Genomic DNA, 17,912 nt, shown 5'->3' with positions numbered 1-17,912 from the left:
ACTTCGCTTGCTCGGGGCGGCCCAGCGCGGCGCTCATGAACGCCCCCCTTCCACATTGCCGAAATCGTCTTCGATGCTGACGCCCGGGTAGTGAAAGCGCACCGGCCCATCGGGCAGCGCGTTCACGAACTGGTGCACCAGCGGATCGGTGCTCTCGCGCACCTCGGCCGGCGTGCCCTGCGCGGCGATGCTGCCGTTGGCCAGGATGATCACGTGATCGGCGATGCGGAAGGTTTCTTCCAGGTCGTGCGAGACGACGACGCTGGTCAACCCGAGCGTATCGTTGAGCTGGCGAATGAGACGCGCGGCGGTGCCGAGCGAAATCGGATCGAGGCCGGCAAAAGGTTCGTCGTACATCACGAGGTCGGGATCGAGCGCGATCGCGCGCGCCAGCGCCACCCGCCGCGCCATGCCGCCCGACACCTCGCTGGGCATCAGGTCGCGCGCGCCGCGCAGGCCCACCGCATCGAGCTTCATGAGCACCACATCGCGCACCAGCGCTTCGGACAATTGGGTGTGTTCGCGCAGCGGGAACGCCACGTTGTCGAACACGGTCATGTCGGTGAACAGGGCGCCGAACTGAAAGAGCATGCCCATGCGGCGCCGGGCCGCGTAGAGCGCCTGGTTGTCGAACTTGCCGACATCCTGGCCGTCGAAGTGCACTTCGCCGCGCTGTGCCCGCTGCTGTCCGCCGATCAGTCGCAGCACCGTGGTCTTGCCACCGCCGGAGGCGCCCATCAAGGCCGTGACCTTGCCACGGGGGACGGCGAACGAGACGCCGTCGAGGATCGCGCGCGCGCCGTAGCCGAACGTGACGTCGCGGAACTCTACAAATGGTTGTGGCGGTGTGGCTGGGTCCATCTCAATAAAAAAGCCGGGCGCCTTTTCAGGCATCCCGGCATGCGGTTTCCGCGAATGATAGCGGGGCCGCGAAGGGCCCCGCGAAATTGAAACAAAAATCAGCGCGGCAGATCGCTGAACCCCATCAGGAATTCATCCACCGAGCGCGCGGCCTGGCGGCCCTCGCGAATCGCCCACACCACCAGCGACTGGCCTCGGCGGATGTCGCCTGCGGCAAACACCTTCGGCACGTTGGTGGCATAGCCGCCGATGAAGTCGACGGTTGCACGCGCGTTGCCGCGTGCGTCCTTCTCCACGCCGAAAGCGTCGAGCACGGTGGCCACGGGGCTGATGAAGCCCATGGCCAGCAGCACGAGGTCGGCCTTGAGGATCTGCTCGCTGCCGGCGACTTCCTGCATCTTGCCGTCCTTCCACTCGACGCGAACGGTCTTCAGGCCCGTGACCTTGCCCTTTTCGCCGATGAACTCCTTGGTGGAGATCGCGAACTCGCGCTCGCAGCCCTCTTCGTGGCTGGAGCTGGTGCGCAGCTTGATCGGCCAGTAGGGCCAGGTCAGCGGGCGGTTTTCTTCCTCGGGCGGCTGGGGCATCAGCTCGAACTGCGTGACGCTCACGGCGCCGTGGCGGTTGCTGGTGCCCACGCAGTCGGAGCCGGTGTCGCCACCGCCGATGACGATGACGTGCTTGCCGTCGGCGCGCAGCTGGCCCTTGACCTTGTCGCCCGCATTGACGCGGTTCTGCTGCGGCAGGAACTCCATCGCGAAATGGATGCCGTCCAGGTCGCGGCCCGGCACCGGCAGGTCGCGCGATTGCTCGGCGCCGCCGGTGAGCACCACGGCATCGAAATCTTTCTGCAACTGCTCGGGCGTGATGGTTTCCTTGGCGAGGTTGGTCACCTTGGAGCCCTTGCCCAGCGGATCCTTCGCGGCACCGATCATCACGCCGGTACGGAAGACGACGCCCTCGGCCTTCATCTGCTCGACGCGGCGGTCGATGTGCGTCTTCTCCATCTTGAAGTCGGGGATGCCGTAGCGCAGCAGGCCGCCGATGCGGTCGTTCTTCTCGAACAGCGTCACGTCGTGGCCGGCGCGCGCCAACTGCTGCGCCGCCGCCATGCCGGCCGGGCCCGCGCCCACCACCGCCACCTTCTTGCCGGTCTTGTGCTTGGCCACGCGGGGCGCGACCCAGCCTTCGTCCCAGGCGCGGTCGATGATCGCGTGCTCGATCGACTTGATGCCGATCGCGTCGTCGTTCACGTTGAGCACGCAGGCCGCCTCACAAGGCGCGGGGCAGATGCGGCCGGTGAATTCGGGGAAGTTGTTGGTCGAGTCGAGCACCGCGAAGGCGTTTTGCCAGTCGTCGCGGTACACGAGGTCGTTGAAGTCCGGAATGATGTTGTTGACCGGGCAGCCGCTGTTGCAGAACGGCGTGCCGCAGTCCATGCAGCGCGCACCCTGCACCTTGGCCTGCTCTGGCGTCAGGCCGACGACGAATTCCTTGTAGTGCTTGACGCGCTCGGAGGCGGGGGCGTAGCCCTCCTCGATGCGCTCATGCTCCATGAAGCCGGTGATCTTTCCCATCGTGCTTTCCTCTGTTCTTCGTTTTCGTTGCCGCTCAGACCGCAGCCGTCGTGGTCGGTGCGACCAGTGCGTGCGGCTCCAGGCCCACGTGCGCGTTGTTGCCGCTGCTGGTCAGCTCGACCTTGCGGTCGTGCAGTTCGGCGAGGGCGCGCTTGTATTCGTTCGGGAACACCTTGACGAACTTGGTGCGCGACACGGCCCAGTTGTCCAGCAGTTCACGCGCGCGCTTGCTGCCGGTCCAGCGGTGGTGCTCTTCGAGCAGCTTCTTCAGTTGCGCTTCATCGGTCTCGCCGCCGTGCCAGATCTTGCGATGCACGCTGGCGGTCTGCTCGGCCGAAGTCAGTACCTTGTCGAGCGACACCATCGAGAGGTTGCAGCGCGTGGCGAACTGGCCGTCCTCGTCGTAGACGAAGGCCACGCCGCCGCTCATGCCGGCCGCGAAGTTGCGGCCCGTCTTGCCGAGCACCGCGACCGTGCCGCCGGTCATGTATTCGCAGCCGTGATCGCCGGTGCCTTCGATGACCGCCGTGGCACCCGAGAGGCGCACCGCGAAACGTTCGCCGGCCACGCCGCAAAGATACGCCTCGCCGGTCGTCGCGCCGTACAGCGCGGTGTTGCCGACGATGGTGTTGCGCACCGCTTCGCCGCGGAAGTCGAGGCTGGGTCGCACCACCACGCGGCCGCCCGAGAGGCCCTTGCCGGTGTAGTCGTTGGCGTCGCCGATCAGGTACAGCGTGATGCCGCGCGCGAGGAACGCGCCGAACGACTGGCCGCCCGTGCCTTCGAGCTGGATCCGGATCGAATCGTCGGGCAGGCCCTGCGGATGCACCTTGGTGAGCGCTCCCGAGAGCATGGCGCCCACCGAGCGATTGACGTTGCGCGCCACCTCGATGAACTGCACCTTCTCGCCCTTGTCGATGGCGGGACGCGACTTCTCGATGAGCCTCACGTCCAGCGCCTTGTCCAGGCCATGGTCCTGGTTCTCGACGTGGAAGCGTGGCACGTCGGCCGGCACATTCGGCAACGCGAACAGGCGGCTGAAGTCCAGGCCCGACGCCTTCCAGTGTTCGATGCCCTTGCGGGTGTCCAGCAGGTCGGCGCGGCCGATCAGGTCGTCGAACTTGCGGATGCCCAGCTGGGCCATGATCTGGCGCACTTCTTCGGCGACGAAGAAGAAGTAGTTGACGACGTGCTCGGGCTTGCCCGAGAACTTCTTGCGCAGGATCGGGTCTTGCGTGGCCACGCCCACCGGGCAGGTGTTCAGGTGGCACTTGCGCATCATGATGCAGCCCTCGACCACCAGCGGCGCGGTCGCAAAGCCGAATTCGTCCGCGCCCAGCAGCGCGCCGATGGCGACGTCGCGGCCGGTCTTCATCTGGCCGTCGGCCTGCACGCGGATGCGGCTGCGCAGGCGGTTGAGCACCAGCGTCTGCTGCGTCTCGGCCAGGCCGATTTCCCACGGGCTGCCCGCGTGCTTGATCGACGACCAGGGCGAAGCGCCCGTGCCGCCGTCATGGCCGGCGATCACGACGTGGTCGCTCTTGCACTTGGCCACGCCCGCCGCGATGGTGCCGACGCCGATCTCGCTCACCAGCTTCACGCTGATGCTCGCGTGCGGCGCGGTGTTCTTCAGGTCGTGGATGAGCTGCGCGAGGTCTTCGATCGAGTAGATGTCGTGGTGCGGCGGCGGCGAGATGAGGCCCACGCCCGGCACCGCATAGCGCTGCTTGCCGATGTACTCGGTGACCTTGCCGCCCGGGAGCTGGCCGCCCTCGCCCGGCTTGGCACCCTGCGCCATCTTGATCTGGATCTGGTCGGCCGAATGCAGGTACTCGGCGGTGACGCCGAAGCGGCCCGACGCGACCTGCTTGATGCGCGAACGCAGCGAATCGCCGTCGTTCAGCGGCAGGTCGACCTCGACGTTGGCCGCGCCGATCACGCTCTTGAGCGTATCGCCCTGCTTGATCGGGATGCCCTTGAGTTCGTTGCGATAACGCGCAGGGTCTTCGCCGCCTTCGCCCGTGTTGCTCTTGCCGCCGATGCGGTTCATGGCAATGGCGAGCGTGGCGTGCGCCTCGGTGCTGATCGAGCCGAGCGACATCGCGCCGGTGGCGAAGCGCTTGACGATTTCGGCGGCCGCTTCGACCTCGTCCACCGGAATGGCCTTGGCCGGATCGATCTTGAACTCGAACAGGCCGCGCAGCGTGAGGTGGCGACGGTTCTGGTCATTGATGAGCTGCGCGTATTCCTTGTACGTGTTCCAGTTGTTGGAGCGCGTGCTGTGCTGCAGCTTGGCGATGGCGTCGGGCGTCCACATGTGCTCTTCGCCTCGGGTGCGCCAAGCGTACTCGCCGCCGGCGTCCAGCATGTTGGCGAGCACCGGGTCGTCGCTGAACGCGGCCTTGTGCATGCGGATGGCTTCCTCGGCGATCTCGAAGACGCCGATGCCTTCCACACGGCTGGCCGTACCGGTGAAGTACTTGTTCACCGTCTCGGTGTTCAGGCCAATGGCTTCGAAGAGCTGCGCGCCGCAGTAGCTCATGTAGGTGCTGACACCCATCTTCGACATGATCTTCGACAGGCCCTTGCCGATGGCCTTGACGTAGTTGTAGACCGCCTTGTCGGCGCTCAGGTCGCCCGGCAGGTCGGCGTGCATGGCCGCCAGGGTTTCCATCGCGAGGTACGGGTGCACGGCTTCCGCGCCGTAGCCGGCGAGCACGCCGAAGTGATGCACTTCGCGCGCCGAGCCGGTTTCGACCACGAGGCCGGCGGTGGTGCGCAGTCCTTCACGGACCAGGTACTGATGGACAGCCGACAGTGCGAGCACCGCCGGAATCGCCACCTGCGTCGGGCTCACGCCGCGATCGCTCACGATCAGGATGTTGTGGCCGCCCTTGATGGCATCCACCGCTTCGGCGCACAGCGACGCGAGCTTGGCTTCGACGCCTTCGTCGCCCCAGGCGAGCGGGTAGGTGATGTCGAGCACGTAGCTCTTGAACTTGCCCTGCGTGTACTTGCCGATGTCGCGCAGCTTCGCCATGTCGGCGAAGTCCAGGATCGGCTGGCTCACTTCGAGCCGCATCGGCGGGTTGACCTGGTTGATGTCCAGCAGGTTGGGCTTGGGGCCGATGAAGGACACCAGCGACATCACGATCGCTTCACGGATCGGGTCGATCGGCGGGTTCGTCACCTGCGCGAACAGCTGCTTGAAGTAGTTGTAGAGCGGCTTGTTCTTGCTGGAGAGCACGGCCAGCGGGCTGTCGTTGCCCATGGAGCCGATGCCTTCTTCGCCGGCCTGCGCCATCGGGCTCATCAGGAACTTGATGTCTTCCTGGGTGTAGCCGAAGGCCTGCTGGCGGTCGAGCAGCGCGACCTGGCTCAGCGGCGCGGAGACCGGCTCGGCCTTGACGCTGTCCAGCTTGATGCGCAGGTTCTCGATCCACTGCTTGTAGGGCTTGCTGTTCGCGAGGGTGGCCTTGACCTCCTCGTCGTCGATCATGCGGCCCTGCTCCAGGTCAATGAGGAACATCTTGCCCGGCTGCAGGCGCCACTTGCGAACGATCTTCTGCTCGGGAACGGGCAGCACGCCCGATTCCGACGCCATGATGACCAGGTCGTCGTCGGTCACGCAGTAGCGCGAGGGACGCAGGCCGTTGCGGTCGAGCGTGGCGCCGATCTGGCGGCCGTCGGTGAACACGATGGAAGCGGGGCCGTCCCACGGCTCAAGCATTGCGGCGTGGTATTCATAGAACGCGCGGCGGCGCGGGTCCATGGTGGCGTGCTGCTCCCAGGGCTCGGGAATCATCATCATCACGGCCTGGCTGATGGGGTAGCCGGCCATCGTTAGCAACTCGAGGCAGTTGTCGAAGGTGGCGGTGTCGGACTGGCTGGCAAAGCTGATCGGGTAGAGCTTCTGCAGGTCGGCGCCGAGCACGGGCGACGACATGACGCCTTCGCGCGCCTTCATCCAGTTGTAGTTGCCCTTGACCGTGTTGATTTCGCCGTTGTGCGCGACATAGCGGTACGGGTGGGCCAGCGGCCACTCGGGGAAGGTGTTGGTCGAGAAGCGCTGGTGCACGAGGCCCAGGGCCGAGACGCAGCGCTTGTCCTGCAGGTCCAGGTAGTAGGTGCCGACCTGGTCGGCAAGCAGCAGGCCCTTGTAGACCACGGTGCGGCTGGACATGCTCGGAACGTAGTATTCCTTGCTGTGCTTGAGCTTCAGGCGCTGGATGTTGGCGCTGGCGGTCTTGCGGATCACGTAGAGCTTGCGCTCCAGCGCGTCCTGCACGATCACGTCGTTGCCGCGGCCGATGAAGACCTGGCGCAGCAGCGGTTCCTTTTCGCGCACGGTGGGCGACATGGGCATGTCGCGGTTGACCGGCACGTCGCGCCAGCCGAGCAGCACCTGGCCTTCGGCCTTGATGGCGCGTTCCATCTCCTGCTCGCAGGCTTCGCGGGAGGCATGTTCCTTCGGCAGAAAGATCATGCCGACGCCGTATTCGCCCGGCGGGGGCAGCGTGACGCCCTGCTTGGCCATCTCTTCGCGGTAGAGGTGATCGGGCAGTTGGATGAGGATGCCGGCGCCGTCGCCCATCAGCTTGTCAGCGCCCACTGCGCCGCGATGGTCGAGGTTTTCAAGAATCTTCAAGCCCTGCAGCACGATGGCGTGGCTCTTTTCGCCCTTGATGTGGGCCACGAAGCCGACGCCGCAGGCATCGTGCTCGTCGGCACCGGAATACAGACCGTGTTTTTGGAGATGTTCGATCTCGGCAGCCGTCGTCATGGCGCACTCCTTCAGTTTTCGCAGGGAAAGGGAGCATATTGCGATGCACAAAGAATGCCAAATACTTTAATAGGGGTCAGATTCTCATTAAAAGTCGAGTTTTCTGATCGGAATTAAATTAGGGACATATCAAAAAAGGTAGCAAAAAAGCCAGACGGCATGCCGGGCAGGCAGCGATATCGGCTCAGGAATTGGATGCGGATGGCGGCCGGCCGGCCTTCGCCTTGATCACTCGGCGCTCGGTCGATTTCTGCAAGGCGTCCAGAAATTCGCCATCACCCGCTGCCCAGCCGCGCAAGGTGGCCTCGGTCAGCGCGTCCTGGTCGGCCATCCGAACCCCGGCGCGCACCAACTCGACATACGCCGCCTCGCGCGCGAACGGCGTGTTGCCGAGTTCCCAGTACAGCGGATGCGGTGTCAGCAGCTTGTCGTGCCGCAGGCCTGCGTAGTGACCGTGGCTCGACCACGGATAGTCGCGGGCATCGGCCGCCATGCCGGCGCGCACGGGATTCAGGTCGATGTACGCCATGCAGGTCATGAGGTAGCGATCGGTCTGGATCAGCGTCGACCTGTAGCGCCCCTCCCACAAGGTGCCGCTGCGACCATGGCGATCGTTGAAGTAGCGCACATAGCTGCGTCCGACCGACTGCATGAACTGCGGCAGGCCCGTGGTGCTGTTGGGCGTGGCCAGCAAGTGGAAGTGGTTGTCCATCAGCACGTAGGCGTGCAGCGCGATGCCGAAGCGCGTGGCGTTGTCGGCCAAGAGGCCGAGCAGCTTTTCGTGGTCCGCACGATCGACAAAGATCGGCTGGCGGTTGTTGCCGCGCTGGATCACGTGGTGCGGCATGTCGGCCAGCGTGAGACGGGGGAGACGGGCCATGGAATGAAGTGACGCGCGAGGCTTGTATCCTAAGCGGCCCGTTTACCAACGCACCCGGGGAGGGATGAATGTTCAAGTTTTTCAAGGAACTGGTCGATTCGGTGAAAGAAGGCATGGCCGAAGGAAAGGCCGAGCTCGCGCAGGAAGCGGCTGATCGTGAGGCTGCGCAGCAGGAAAACAACGCCGCGCTGGCGGCACGGCTCGCGGCCTCCTCGCGCTTCGAAAACTTCGCCGTGGCGCTCGCGGCGGTGTACCGGCAGACCTTTGCTCCCGACCTGAAGGAAGCACACGAGGCGCAACGCAGCGCGGTGCACCTGCTGTGCATCGGCATTCCGCCCGACGAGGTCGAGGCCTGGAAGAAACTGCTGGCACGCGATTTTTCGGTGACGAATGGCGAAGAGGCGGAGACCGTGGTGACAGGGATCGTCGACGACCTCGCTTCGCAAGCCAGCAATGACGACCTTGCCCTGTGGGTCGGGCGCGCGGCCCATCTGGCGACCGGCGCGGCGGCGGTCGGCCATGCGACCGCAGAAGAAGCACTGGACTGGCTCGAGCCTGCGGCAGAACTCGCCATCGAACGCTTCAACGGCTGGGACCACTACGCGCAGAGCTTCCTCGCCGGCGAGCGCAACGCGCCGGGCAGCAACATCGTCGGGCGCAAGCTGCTGGCCTCGGTGGCGGAAAAACTTCTCGCCGACGAACTCAGCCCCTGGAAAACAGTGGCGTGGCCGGCGCGTGATTCGTTCGCCGACCTGGTGGCTTCGCGCGGAGCCGCCCGCCCAGCCTAGCGGTGCCCTGCCGCGGTTTCGTCAGGCCAGACGAAACCGCGTATCGCCCAGTGCGTCGAGCCCGAACTGCGACAGCAGCTCGCCCAGCCGCGTCGCCGCACTCGCCTTGCGCTGCCCGGTGTAGCGCGCCAGGATCAGCTCGTTCTTCATGCTGTGCTCCCAGCCGACCAGCTCGGTCACAGTGACGCTGTAGCCGTTGGCCTCGAGGTACAGGCAGCGCAGCACGTTGGTGAGCTGGCTGCCGATTTCGCGCGTGTGCAGCGGGTGGCGCCAGAGCTCCGCGAGCGGCGTGCGCGACAGGGCCAGCGCCTTGGTCTCGCGCAGGCACGCAGCGACTTCCGCCTGGCAGCACGGCACCAGCACCATGCAGCGCGCCTTCTTTGCCAAGCCGAAGGCGATGGCGTCGTCGGTCGCGGTGTCGCAGGCATGCAGCGCGGTGACCACGTCGATCTGGTCCGGCAGTTCGCTCGCCGTCGCCGATTCGGCCACCGTGAGGTTGAGGAACGACATGCGCCCGAAGCCCAGGTGCCCAGCCAGCTTGCGCGAACGCTCGACCAGTTCGGCGCGCGTCTCGATGCCGTAGACATGCCCGCCCTGGCGCGCCCGGAAGAACAGGTCGTAGATGATGAAACCGAGGTATGACTTGCCCGCGCCGTGGTCGGCCAGCGTGGCCTCGGCGCCCTCGCCCGGCAGTTCGCGCAGCAACTGCTCGATGAACTGGAACAGGTGATAGACCTGCTTGAGCTTGCGCCGCGAGTCCTGGTTGAGCCGGCCCTCGCGCGTGAGGATGTGCAGCTCCTTGAGCAGTTCGATGGACTGCCCGGGGCGCAAGACCTCCGTCAGTTCCGCATCGGCCTTGGTGGCCTTGTTCGTCTTCGTGGCCTTGTTGGCCGTGTGTGCATTCATGGTCGGGCGCTCCCTGGTCCCACGTCGAGTGCCGCCCAGCCTTCGGGACCCAGCGCCTCGAGCGTCTCGATGTTGCGTTCGAAGATGGCCTCGGCTTCCGGGAACGCCTCGACCGCGCGGTCCACGCTGTCTTCGCGCAGCAAATGCAGGGTGGGGTACGGCGCCCGGTTGGTCGCGTTCTCGATGTCGCCCGGCTCGGTGCCCGCGAACTGGAATTGCGGGTGAAAGCTCGCAAGCTGGAACACGCCGTCGAAGCCCGCCCGGGAGAGCTTGCGTTCGGCACGGCCCAGAAAATCGTTGAAGTCCAGAAAGTCCGCCAAGGTGTTGGGTGCGATCAGAAGGGTGGTGTCGCGCACGCCGGCGTCGACGGCTGCGAGTTCTTTGGCTTCCGCAAGAAGCGCTTCCATCAGGCCGGATTCGTCGGCGGGCAGGTGCACGGCGTAGTGGATCTGTGCCTTCACATGCACCGCCTTGGCGAACGGGCACAGGTTGAGGCCGATCACCGCACGCTCGAGCCAGCGCCGCGTATCGGCTTCGGCCTGAAAGGCGTCGATTGTCGCCGCGCCGCTCATGCCACCTCCGCGGAAGGGCGAATTCGCCCCAGGCGCCGGGCAATCGCCATGCCGGCCAGCGAGCAGGCCAGCGTGGCGGCCCAGGTCCAGTGCCAGCCGCCAACGCGGTGCGCCACCCATGCCACCGCCGGCGGCGCGAGGAACTGCCCGAGTGAGGAAGCTTGCTGCATCAGCCCCACCGTCGTGGAAACCGTGGTGGGACTGGGCGCCAGCCGGACGCCGAGCAGGAACAACGTGGCCGGCACCACGCCGCCGCCGAGCGAGAAGGCGCAGACAGCGACGTAGCGCAACACGGGCGGCAAGCCCAGCGCATCCGCGCCCTGCCCCACCTGCGCAAATGCGGCCACGCCGCCGAACGCCATCGCCAGGAAGCCCCATTGCAGCAATCGCTCGGGCGCCACGCCCCGCTGCAGCCAGCGGCCGCCCGCGACGTTGCCGACGATGTTCATGGCGGCAGCGACCGCGGTGAGCACCGCATTCCAGCCGGCCGGCACGCCCGCGCCGGCGTAGATGGCGGGCAGGAAGCCGATCACGGCCATCCATTGGGCGGAGTAGACAGCGAAGGTCAGCGCAGTCAGCCAGGGTGCGCGGGCGCCAACCGTGGCGCGCAGGCGCGATGCCCATCCACCGCTGGCACCGCCGGGCGCGGCCGCCCGCAGCCGGTCCGCTGGCACGGTGGACCACACCCAGAGCGCAGCGGCGGCGGAAACGATCGAAAGCGCCCACCACCAGTCGGCCCAGCCGCCCCAGGCGATCAACGCCGGTCCGAGCAGCAACGCCAGGGCCACGCCGAGCGGCATGTAGGCGCCCCAGAGACCGAGCGCAGCCTTGTCGGCGCCCGGCGGGGTCAGGGCGCGAATCAATCCTGGGCCCGGCATCACCGCCAGCAGGAAACCGATGCCTTCGACCGCACGCAGGGCCAGCAACCACTGGACAGCGTGCGCGCCGCTGGCGAGACCTGCACCGACCGCGCCACCGAGCAAGCTGGCCACCGTCAGCACCACAAGCCCCGTCAGCATGCTGCGGCGCAGGCCGATGCTGTCGGCCGCGAGTCCGGCCACGAGGCCCAGCGTCATGCTCGCTACCTGCACCAGCGACAGCAGGAACCCCGCCTCGACCAGCCCGATGCCGAGCGACGCCTGCAGCGCCGGAACGGCGGGCGGCAGCTTGCCCAGGTGCAAGGCGGCACTGACGCCGCCGAGCATGACGGCGAAGGCCGCAAGCGGGACGCGCGGCGCGGGGCTAGAACTCATGCGATGCCTCGCCGGCCGGTCAGCCGCTCGTGCTCGCGCATCGCAAAGCGATCGGTCATGCCGGCGATGTAGTCGGCCACGGCCCGGTGGCGGTCGCGGCGCTCGGCATAGGAGCCGGGCATCTCGGTGCCGCGCTCGAGGTAGGCATCGAACAGCTCGCGAACGACCTGCTGGGCCTGGTCGGTGGTCTGCGTCACCTGCGGGTGGCGATAGAGGTTGCGGAACAGGAAACGCTTGAGTTCGTCCGACTGGGACTGCATGGCTTCGCTGAAGGCGACGACAGGCGGCGCACGGCGCACGCCGTCCGCATCGGCGGGCGCCAGCGTCTGCAGCGCCGCGCGCGTGGCGTCGATCACGTCGTAGACCTGCGCGCTCAGCATGCGCCGGATGGTCTCGTAGAGCACGCGGCGGCCCTGCAGGTCGGGATACTCGGACAGCGCCTCGCGGCGATAGCGCTCGAAGAGCTCCACCTCCGCCAGTTGCTCGACGCCGATGAGGCCGGAGCGAACGCCGTCGTCGATGTCGTGGGCGTTGTAGGCGATGGCATCGGCCAGGTTGCACAGCTGCGCTTCGAGGCCAGGCTGCGTGCGGTCGAGGAAGCGGCGCGCCACGCCGTTCGGCTCGGCCAGTTCCAGGCGCTCGGCGTTCGCGCGCGAGCAGTGCTTGAGGATGCCCTCGCGGGTCTCGAAGCTGAGGTTCAGGCCGTCGTACTGCGGATAGCGGTGCTCCAGGGCGTCCACCACGCGCAGGCTCTGCAGGTTGTGCTCGAAGCCGCCGTGCTCGGCCATGCAGGCGTTGAGTGCGTCCTGGCCCGCATGGCCGAAGGGCGTGTGGCCCAGGTCGTGCGCGAGGGCAATCGCCTCGACCAGGTCTTCGTTCAGGCGCAGAGCGCGTGCGATCGAGCGGCCCAGCTGCGCGACTTCGAGCGAATGCGTGAGCCGCGTGCGGAACAGGTCGCCTTCGTGGTTCAGGAAGACCTGGGTCTTGTAGACCAGCCGGCGGAAGGCCGTGGAATGCACGATGCGGTCGCGGTCGCGCTGGAAGGCATCGCGCGTGGGCGCGGGCGGCTCGGCATGACGGCGACCGCGCGACTGCGCGGGGTGGCAGGCATAGGCCGCGAGGCTCATTGGCGCACCCTGGGCGCTGCGTTGCGCGATCGCGCGGAGCGGCCCGGCGCTGCGTTCATCCCGCGCAGCACTGCGCGAGCACTTCACGCACCAACGCATCGGGCGCGCTGGTGACCGCGGCGGAGCCGGGCTTGTCGATCACCACGAAACGGATCTCGCCGGCTTCGGATTTCTTGTCGACGCGCATCAGTTCCAGGTAGCGGTCGGCACCGAGCGCCGGACCGACGATCGGTAGGCCCGCACGCTCGATGAGGCGCGTGAGTCGCGCCACGAAAGCCGCATCGACGCCACCGAGCCGTTGCGACAGGTGCGCCGCCATGACCATGCCGCAGCCCACCGCTTCACCATGCAGCCATTCGCCATAGCCGAGGCCCGATTCGATCGCGTGGCCGAAGGTGTGGCCGAAATTGAGGATGGCCCGCAAGCCCGTCTCGCGCTCGTCCTGGCCGACCACCAACGCCTTGATTTCGCAACTGCGCTTGACGGCGTAGGCCAGCGCGGCCGGATCGCGCGCGACCAGCGCGTCGATGTTCGTCTCGATCCAGTCGAAGAAGGCCATGTCGTGGATCGGCCCGTACTTGATCACTTCGGCCAGACCCGCACTGAGTTCGCGCGGCGGCAGCGTCTGCAGCGTGCCGAGGTCGCAGACCACGAGCTGCGGCTGGTAGAACGCGCCGATCATGTTCTTGCCCAGCGGGTGATTGATGGCCGTCTTGCCGCCGACCGACGAATCGACCTGCGCCAGCAGCGTGGTCGGCACCTGGACGAAGGGCACGCCGCGCATGTAGCTGGCGGCGGCAAAGCCAGTCATGTCGCCCACCACGCCGCCGCCCAGGGCGAACAGCACGGTCTTGCGGTCGCTGCCATGGCCGAGCAGCGCATCGAAGATCAGGTTCAGGGTCTCGAGGTTCTTGTACACCTCGCCGTCGGGGAGCTCCAGCAGGTGCACGGTGCGAAAGCGGCTCGCCAGCGCCGCCCGAAGGGCCTTGGCGTAGAGCGGAGCGACCGTGGTGTTGCTGACGATCAGCGCGCTGGCCGCCGCGGGCGTGGCCGCGAAGCTCGCCGGATCGTCCAGCAGGCCGGCGCCGATCAGGATGGGGTAGCTGCGCTCGCCAAGCTGGATGTCGACGCGTTCTGGCGGTGCGGAAAGTACGGGCAATGGCATGGCAGCGAGTTTAGGCGCTGCGGCCGGGCCCGGCTCAGAGGCTATCAGCCTCTCAGGCGGAGGGTTCTTCCGGATGGGCACCCGGCGCGACGATGCCGGCCAGTTCGAGCTGCATCACGATGATGTTGACCAGCATCGCGATCGAGGGGCGGCCAGTGTCGACCACATCATGCGCCGTCTCGCGATAGAGCGGGTCGCGTGCATCGTGCAGTTCGCGAAGGCGGCCGAGCGGGTCCGCCACCTGCAGCAGGGGCCGCTTGACATCGTGGCGCAGTCGCCGGAACAGGTCTTCGGGGGAGGAGCGCAGGTAGATCACGTGGAAGTGATCGCGCAACTGGCTCCGATTGGCCTCACGCAGTACAGCACCGCCGCCGGTGGCCAGCACGCCCTGGGCGTTAGCGGCGAGATCCGCGATGACGGTCTGCTCGAGATCACGGAAGACAGTCTCGCCTTCGCGGTCGAAGAAATCACGGATCGAGCAGCCGATACGCTGCTCGATCACGTGATCGGTGTCGATGAATGGAGTGTTCAGCCGCGCCCCCAGGCGCCGGCCCACAGCGGATTTTCCGGCGCCGGGCAAGCCGACGAGTGCGACCGCCACGCGGTGGCTGCTACGCCCGCGCGTCAGCGCGCGGCGTTGCGGTCGGTAATCATCTTTGGAGTGATAAAGACGAGCATTTCGGTCTTGTTGGCAATGCGTTCACGCTTGCGGAACAATGCCCCCATGTAGGGGATTTCACCCAGCACCGGCACGCGCGACTCGTCATTGGTTTCGGTAAGTTCGAAGATACCACCGATGACAACCGTACCGCCGTTCTCGACCAACACCTCGGTCTGCACGTGCTTGGTGTTGATGGCTGGACCTGAAGGCGTGTTAACGCCGCGCGCATCCTTGCTTACGTCCAGGGTCAGGATGATGTTGCCTTCAGGCGTGATCTGAGGGGTGACCTCGAGCTTCAGCACCGCCTTGCGGAACGAGATGGAGGTTGCACCGCTGGACGTCGCCTGCTGGTAGGGGATTTCTTCGCCCTGCTCAATCAGCGCCTTGGTCTGGTCGGCGGTGATGACGCGGGGGCTCGAAACCAGCTTGCCCTTGCCGTCGGCTTCGAGCGCGGAGATTTCGAGGTTCAGCATGCGCGAGAAACTCGAATTGAAGAGCGAAATCGCGAAGGTACCAGCCGCGGTTCCTGCTTGGCCTGCATCACCTGCCGGGAGGTTGACGAAGTTGGAATTGGTCCAAGTCGTTGTGGGAGTGCCGCCGCTATTGCCACCCGAACCGCCCGTGCCCGAGACAGGCATCGCACCGATCGTTCCGAATGCACGATTGCCAGCCGACGAAGCGAAGCGCTCCCCTGCAATGCCACCGCCCAAGCGAACTCCGAGCGACTTGCCGAACGTGTCGGACGCTTCGACGATCCGGGCTTCGATCAGCACCTGACGGACGGGAATGTCCAACTTCTGAATCAGTTCCGTCACCTGCGCCAGGCGCGATGGAATGTCAGACACGAACAACTGATTGGTTCGAGACTCTGCGATGACGCTGCCGCGGGGGCTCAAGATGCGAGTAGTCGTACCACTGCTGCCGCCACCGCTGCCACCAGCCGAAGCTCCGGTACCTGTCAGTCCCTGTGCGATAGCGATCGCCTTCGTGTAGTTCAGCTGGAACGATTGCGTACGCAGCGGCTCCAGGTTCTCGATCGCAGCCTTCGCCTCGAATTCGAGCTTCTCCTTGGCATTGATTTCATCCTTCGGCGCAATCCACAGCACGCTGCCGTTCTTGCGCATGCCCAGGTTCTTCGCCTGCATGATGATGTCCAGCGCCTGGTCCCAAGGCACATCCTTCAGACGCAGCGTCAGCGCGCCAGTCACCGAATCCGAGGTCACGATGTTGAAGTTCGTGAAGTCGGCAATCACCTGCAGCAGCGAGCGGATTTCGATGTTCTGGAAATTCAGCGAGAGCTTCTCGCCGTTGTAGCCCACACCTTGCGTCAGCTTGGTCGGGTCGACCTTGCGGGCGCGGACTTCAACCACGAACTGGTTTTCGCTCTGATAGGCGCTGTGTTCCCAGTCGCCCTTGGCTTCGATCGTCATGCGGACGCGGTCGCCCGACTGTTGCGAGGTGATCAGCTGAACCGGCGTTCCGAAGTCGCCCACATCGAGACGACGGCGCAGGCCTTCGGGCAGCGTCGACTTGGTGAATTCCACAACGAGGTTCTTGCCTTGCTGCTTGACGTCGACGCCCACCTGGTTGTTTGGCAGGTCGACGATGACGCGCCCCGTGCTGTCGGCGCCAAGACGGAAGTCGACATCGCGCAGGGGCAGCGTGTCGCGATTGCGGTTCTCCGCGAAAACCGTGGCCGTGGATGCAGCCAATGCAGTGCCAGCCACAGGCTCAAGAACGACCAGCAGCGATTTGCCCTGGATTTCCGTCTTGTATGCGGTGGCTTGCCTCAGGTTCAACACCACGCGGCTGCGCTCGCCGGCCTGCACCACATTGACCGAACGCAGGTTGCCCTGGTTCACCTCGATGGCAGAGCGCCCGATCGCATTCGTCACGCCCGGGAAGTCGAGCGCGATCCGCGCCGGTGTCTGGACGGCAAACCCGGCCGGCACCGCCGTGAGCGGCTGGGCGAGATCGATCCGGATCACCTCGGCGCCGGATTGCGTCGAGCTGGTCACAGCCTCGATCGCGTTTTGCGCATGGGCGACGGCAACTGCACCGAAGGCCAGCAGACCCAGCCCGGCGGCGCGCAGCCACTGTGCCATCGTTGATTTTTTTTGGTTCATTTCGCACTCTCTTGCAGCTGCAATGTCGCCACGCGTTCGATCCATTCACCGGCGGCGTCTTGCACGATTTCACGCAAGGCGACTTCGGTTTCGTTGATACGGGTAATGCGCCCGTAGTTGAGCCCCAGGTATTCGCCGACGCGCACCTTGTAGAGCAGCTTGTCGACACGAACCAGCGCCACCGGCTGGCCGTTGCGATTCATGCTGCCGACCATGGCCATCGAATCGAGCGGAAAGGCTTCGAGCGATTCCTTGCGGCGCGCCAGCTCGGGCGCGATCAGCTCCGAGGTGCTCGGCTGGTTCGATTCGCGGCGCAACGCCTGCGTCAGCTTCAGGATGTTGAACGGCTCGAAGGACGAGCCCTCGGTATACGCCTGGGGCGTGAACTTCTTGGGCTCGGCAATCGGCGGCACCGAAGGCTTCACCTGCGCGCGCTGCTCGACCATCCAGCGTTGCAGGTCTTCCTGGCCGGAATCGCAGGCGCTCAGGCCCGCCGTGGCCAGCATCAGCCACAGGACTTTGCTTGTTGCCGTCCTCATTTCTTCGCCTTCGGCGCCGTGGCGCGTTTCTGGGCGGCCCGCTCGTCTTCATCGAGATAGCGGAAGGTGCGCGCAGTGGCGTCCATCGTCAGCACGTCCTTGTCCTTTTGCGGCGTGATCGTCACGTTGTTGAGTGTCACGATGCGCGAGAGGCTGGCGACGTCGGCAGCGAAAGCACCCATGTCGTGATAGCGCCCCGTGACACGCACGGCAATCGGAAGCTCGGCGTAGTAATCCTTCACCGACACCGAGCCTGGGCGGAACAGCTCGAACTGCAGGCTGCGTCCGAGGCCGGCCTGGTTGATGTCCGAGAGCAGCGCATCCATTTCGGCCTTGCTGGGCAACTGCTTCTCGAGCAGGGTCACGTATTGCTGCACCTGCTCGCGCTGCTTCTTCAGCAGGTCGAGATTGGCCGCCTGCGCGACCTTCTTCTGGTAGTCGGCCTTGAGCGTCACTTCCTTGGCGCGCTCGCTCTCGAGCTGGTCATTGGAGTTGGTGAGCCAGACGAACCACAGCGCCACGAGCACCAGAGCGGTCACGGCCAGGCACAGGGCGTAACGCGGCACCGCCGGCCACATCGAGGGGTCGTTCGGGTTGAGCCCGCGGAACTGGTCGCCGACGTTCCGCAGCACGGCGGCGACGTCTACTTTTTGGGAGGGGCGATTGCTTGCCAT

General features: G+C 65.9%; 14 protein-coding genes. 1 reads left to right on the top strand and 13 read right to left on the bottom strand.

What is annotated here, in order from left to right; genetic code table 11:
- Positions 1-33: 33 nt before the first annotated feature.
- The 4 genes from J2W23_RS22165 to J2W23_RS22150 all read right to left on the bottom strand — a co-directional run bounded on the left by J2W23_RS22165 (position 34) and on the right by J2W23_RS22150 (position 8,101).
- A complete protein-coding gene (locus J2W23_RS22165; protein ID WP_307650269.1) occupies positions 34-894 on the bottom strand; it encodes an ABC transporter ATP-binding protein in 861 nt (286 codons plus the stop codon).
- 65 nt (positions 895-959) lie between these two features.
- Entirely contained in the window at positions 960-2,438 is a 1,479-nt protein-coding gene (locus tag J2W23_RS22160) for a glutamate synthase subunit beta (RefSeq protein WP_176660386.1), read from the bottom strand.
- A 34-nt stretch (positions 2,439-2,472) separates the two neighbouring features.
- On the bottom strand, positions 2,473-7,221 hold the full coding sequence (locus J2W23_RS22155) for a glutamate synthase-related protein (RefSeq protein WP_176660385.1): 4,749 nt from the start codon (positions 7,219-7,221) through the stop codon (positions 2,473-2,475).
- Between the two features lie 184 nt (positions 7,222-7,405).
- Entirely contained in the window at positions 7,406-8,101 is a 696-nt protein-coding gene (locus tag J2W23_RS22150; protein WP_176660384.1) for a transposase, read from the bottom strand.
- Between the two features lie 68 nt (positions 8,102-8,169).
- Between J2W23_RS22150 and J2W23_RS22145 the strand changes: the two genes are divergently transcribed.
- Positions 8,170-8,889: a DUF1266 domain-containing protein gene (locus J2W23_RS22145; protein WP_307650268.1), complete on the top strand. Its 720-nt coding sequence runs from the start codon at positions 8,170-8,172 to the stop codon at positions 8,887-8,889.
- A gap of 21 nt (positions 8,890-8,910) precedes the next feature.
- On the opposite strand, the gene J2W23_RS22140 is transcribed toward J2W23_RS22145, so the two are convergent.
- The 9 genes from J2W23_RS22140 to J2W23_RS22100 are packed head-to-tail and all read right to left on the bottom strand — an operon-like array spanning position 8,911 to position 17,912.
- Complete coding sequence (locus J2W23_RS22140; protein WP_307650267.1) at positions 8,911-9,795, bottom strand: class I SAM-dependent methyltransferase; 885 nt, start codon at positions 9,793-9,795, stop codon at positions 8,911-8,913.
- The gene (locus J2W23_RS22135) at positions 9,792-10,367 is read right to left on the bottom strand and encodes a DUF1415 domain-containing protein (protein WP_307650266.1); all 576 of its coding nucleotides are present in this window, start codon (positions 10,365-10,367) and stop codon (positions 9,792-9,794) included. Before J2W23_RS22135 ends, J2W23_RS22140 begins: the two co-directional genes overlap by 4 nt.
- Positions 10,364-11,620 (bottom strand): MFS transporter, encoded by a 1,257-nt coding sequence (locus J2W23_RS22130; protein WP_307650265.1) that lies wholly within the window; start codon positions 11,618-11,620, stop codon positions 10,364-10,366. Before J2W23_RS22130 ends, J2W23_RS22135 begins: the two co-directional genes overlap by 4 nt.
- On the bottom strand, positions 11,617-12,747 hold the full coding sequence (locus tag J2W23_RS22125; RefSeq protein ID WP_176660379.1) for a deoxyguanosinetriphosphate triphosphohydrolase: 1,131 nt from the start codon (positions 12,745-12,747) through the stop codon (positions 11,617-11,619). The genes J2W23_RS22130 and J2W23_RS22125 overlap by 4 nt, the downstream gene beginning before the upstream one ends.
- 55 nt (positions 12,748-12,802) lie before the next feature.
- Entirely contained in the window at positions 12,803-13,912 is a 1,110-nt protein-coding gene (gene aroB / locus J2W23_RS22120; protein WP_307650264.1) for a 3-dehydroquinate synthase, read from the bottom strand.
- 52 nt (positions 13,913-13,964) lie between these two features.
- On the bottom strand, positions 13,965-14,513 hold the full coding sequence (locus J2W23_RS22115; RefSeq protein WP_307650263.1) for a shikimate kinase: 549 nt from the start codon (positions 14,511-14,513) through the stop codon (positions 13,965-13,967).
- 23 nt (positions 14,514-14,536) lie between these two features.
- Positions 14,537-16,699 (bottom strand): type IV pilus secretin PilQ, encoded by a 2,163-nt coding sequence (pilQ, locus tag J2W23_RS22110; RefSeq protein ID WP_307650262.1) that lies wholly within the window; start codon positions 16,697-16,699, stop codon positions 14,537-14,539.
- Complete coding sequence (locus J2W23_RS22105; protein ID WP_176660375.1) at positions 16,696-17,238, bottom strand: pilus assembly protein PilP; 543 nt, start codon at positions 17,236-17,238, stop codon at positions 16,696-16,698. The genes pilQ and J2W23_RS22105 overlap by 4 nt, the downstream gene beginning before the upstream one ends.
- Positions 17,235-17,912, bottom strand: a complete 678-nt coding sequence (locus tag J2W23_RS22100; RefSeq protein ID WP_307650261.1) for a type 4a pilus biogenesis protein PilO — start codon at positions 17,910-17,912, stop codon at positions 17,235-17,237. Before J2W23_RS22100 ends, J2W23_RS22105 begins: the two co-directional genes overlap by 4 nt.

Source organism: Variovorax boronicumulans (genome assembly GCF_030812215.1).
Classification (GTDB): domain Bacteria; phylum Pseudomonadota; class Gammaproteobacteria; order Burkholderiales; family Burkholderiaceae_C; genus Variovorax; species Variovorax boronicumulans_C.
The sequence above is the reverse complement of the archived record's forward strand: the minus strand, read 5'-3'. Positions and strand labels throughout refer to the sequence as shown.

Excerpts from the sequence above, each read along its gene's own strand:
- J2W23_RS22165 (WP_307650269.1), bottom strand. The coding sequence starts at position 894 with ATGCCTGAAAAGGCGCCCGGCTTTTTTATTGAGATGGACCCAGCCACA.
- J2W23_RS22160 (WP_176660386.1), bottom strand. The coding sequence starts at position 2,438 with ATGGGAAAGATCACCGGCTTCATGGAGCATGAGCGCATCGAGGAGGGC.
- J2W23_RS22155 (WP_176660385.1), bottom strand. The coding sequence starts at position 7,221 with ATGACGACGGCTGCCGAGATCGAACATCTCCAAAAACACGGTCTGTAT.
- J2W23_RS22150 (WP_176660384.1), bottom strand. The coding sequence starts at position 8,101 with ATGGCCCGTCTCCCCCGTCTCACGCTGGCCGACATGCCGCACCACGTG.
- J2W23_RS22145 (WP_307650268.1), top strand. The coding sequence starts at position 8,170 with ATGTTCAAGTTTTTCAAGGAACTGGTCGATTCGGTGAAAGAAGGCATG.
- J2W23_RS22140 (WP_307650267.1), bottom strand. The coding sequence starts at position 9,795 with ATGAATGCACACACGGCCAACAAGGCCACGAAGACGAACAAGGCCACC.
- J2W23_RS22135 (WP_307650266.1), bottom strand. The coding sequence starts at position 10,367 with ATGAGCGGCGCGGCGACAATCGACGCCTTTCAGGCCGAAGCCGATACG.
- J2W23_RS22130 (WP_307650265.1), bottom strand. The coding sequence starts at position 11,620 with ATGAGTTCTAGCCCCGCGCCGCGCGTCCCGCTTGCGGCCTTCGCCGTC.
- J2W23_RS22125 (WP_176660379.1), bottom strand. The coding sequence starts at position 12,747 with ATGAGCCTCGCGGCCTATGCCTGCCACCCCGCGCAGTCGCGCGGTCGC.
- aroB (WP_307650264.1), bottom strand. The coding sequence starts at position 13,912 with ATGCCATTGCCCGTACTTTCCGCACCGCCAGAACGCGTCGACATCCAG.
- pilQ (WP_307650262.1), bottom strand. The coding sequence starts at position 16,699 with ATGAACCAAAAAAAATCAACGATGGCACAGTGGCTGCGCGCCGCCGGG.
- J2W23_RS22105 (WP_176660375.1), bottom strand. The coding sequence starts at position 17,238 with ATGAGGACGGCAACAAGCAAAGTCCTGTGGCTGATGCTGGCCACGGCG.
- J2W23_RS22100 (WP_307650261.1), bottom strand. The coding sequence starts at position 17,912 with ATGGCAAGCAATCGCCCCTCCCAAAAAGTAGACGTCGCCGCCGTGCTG.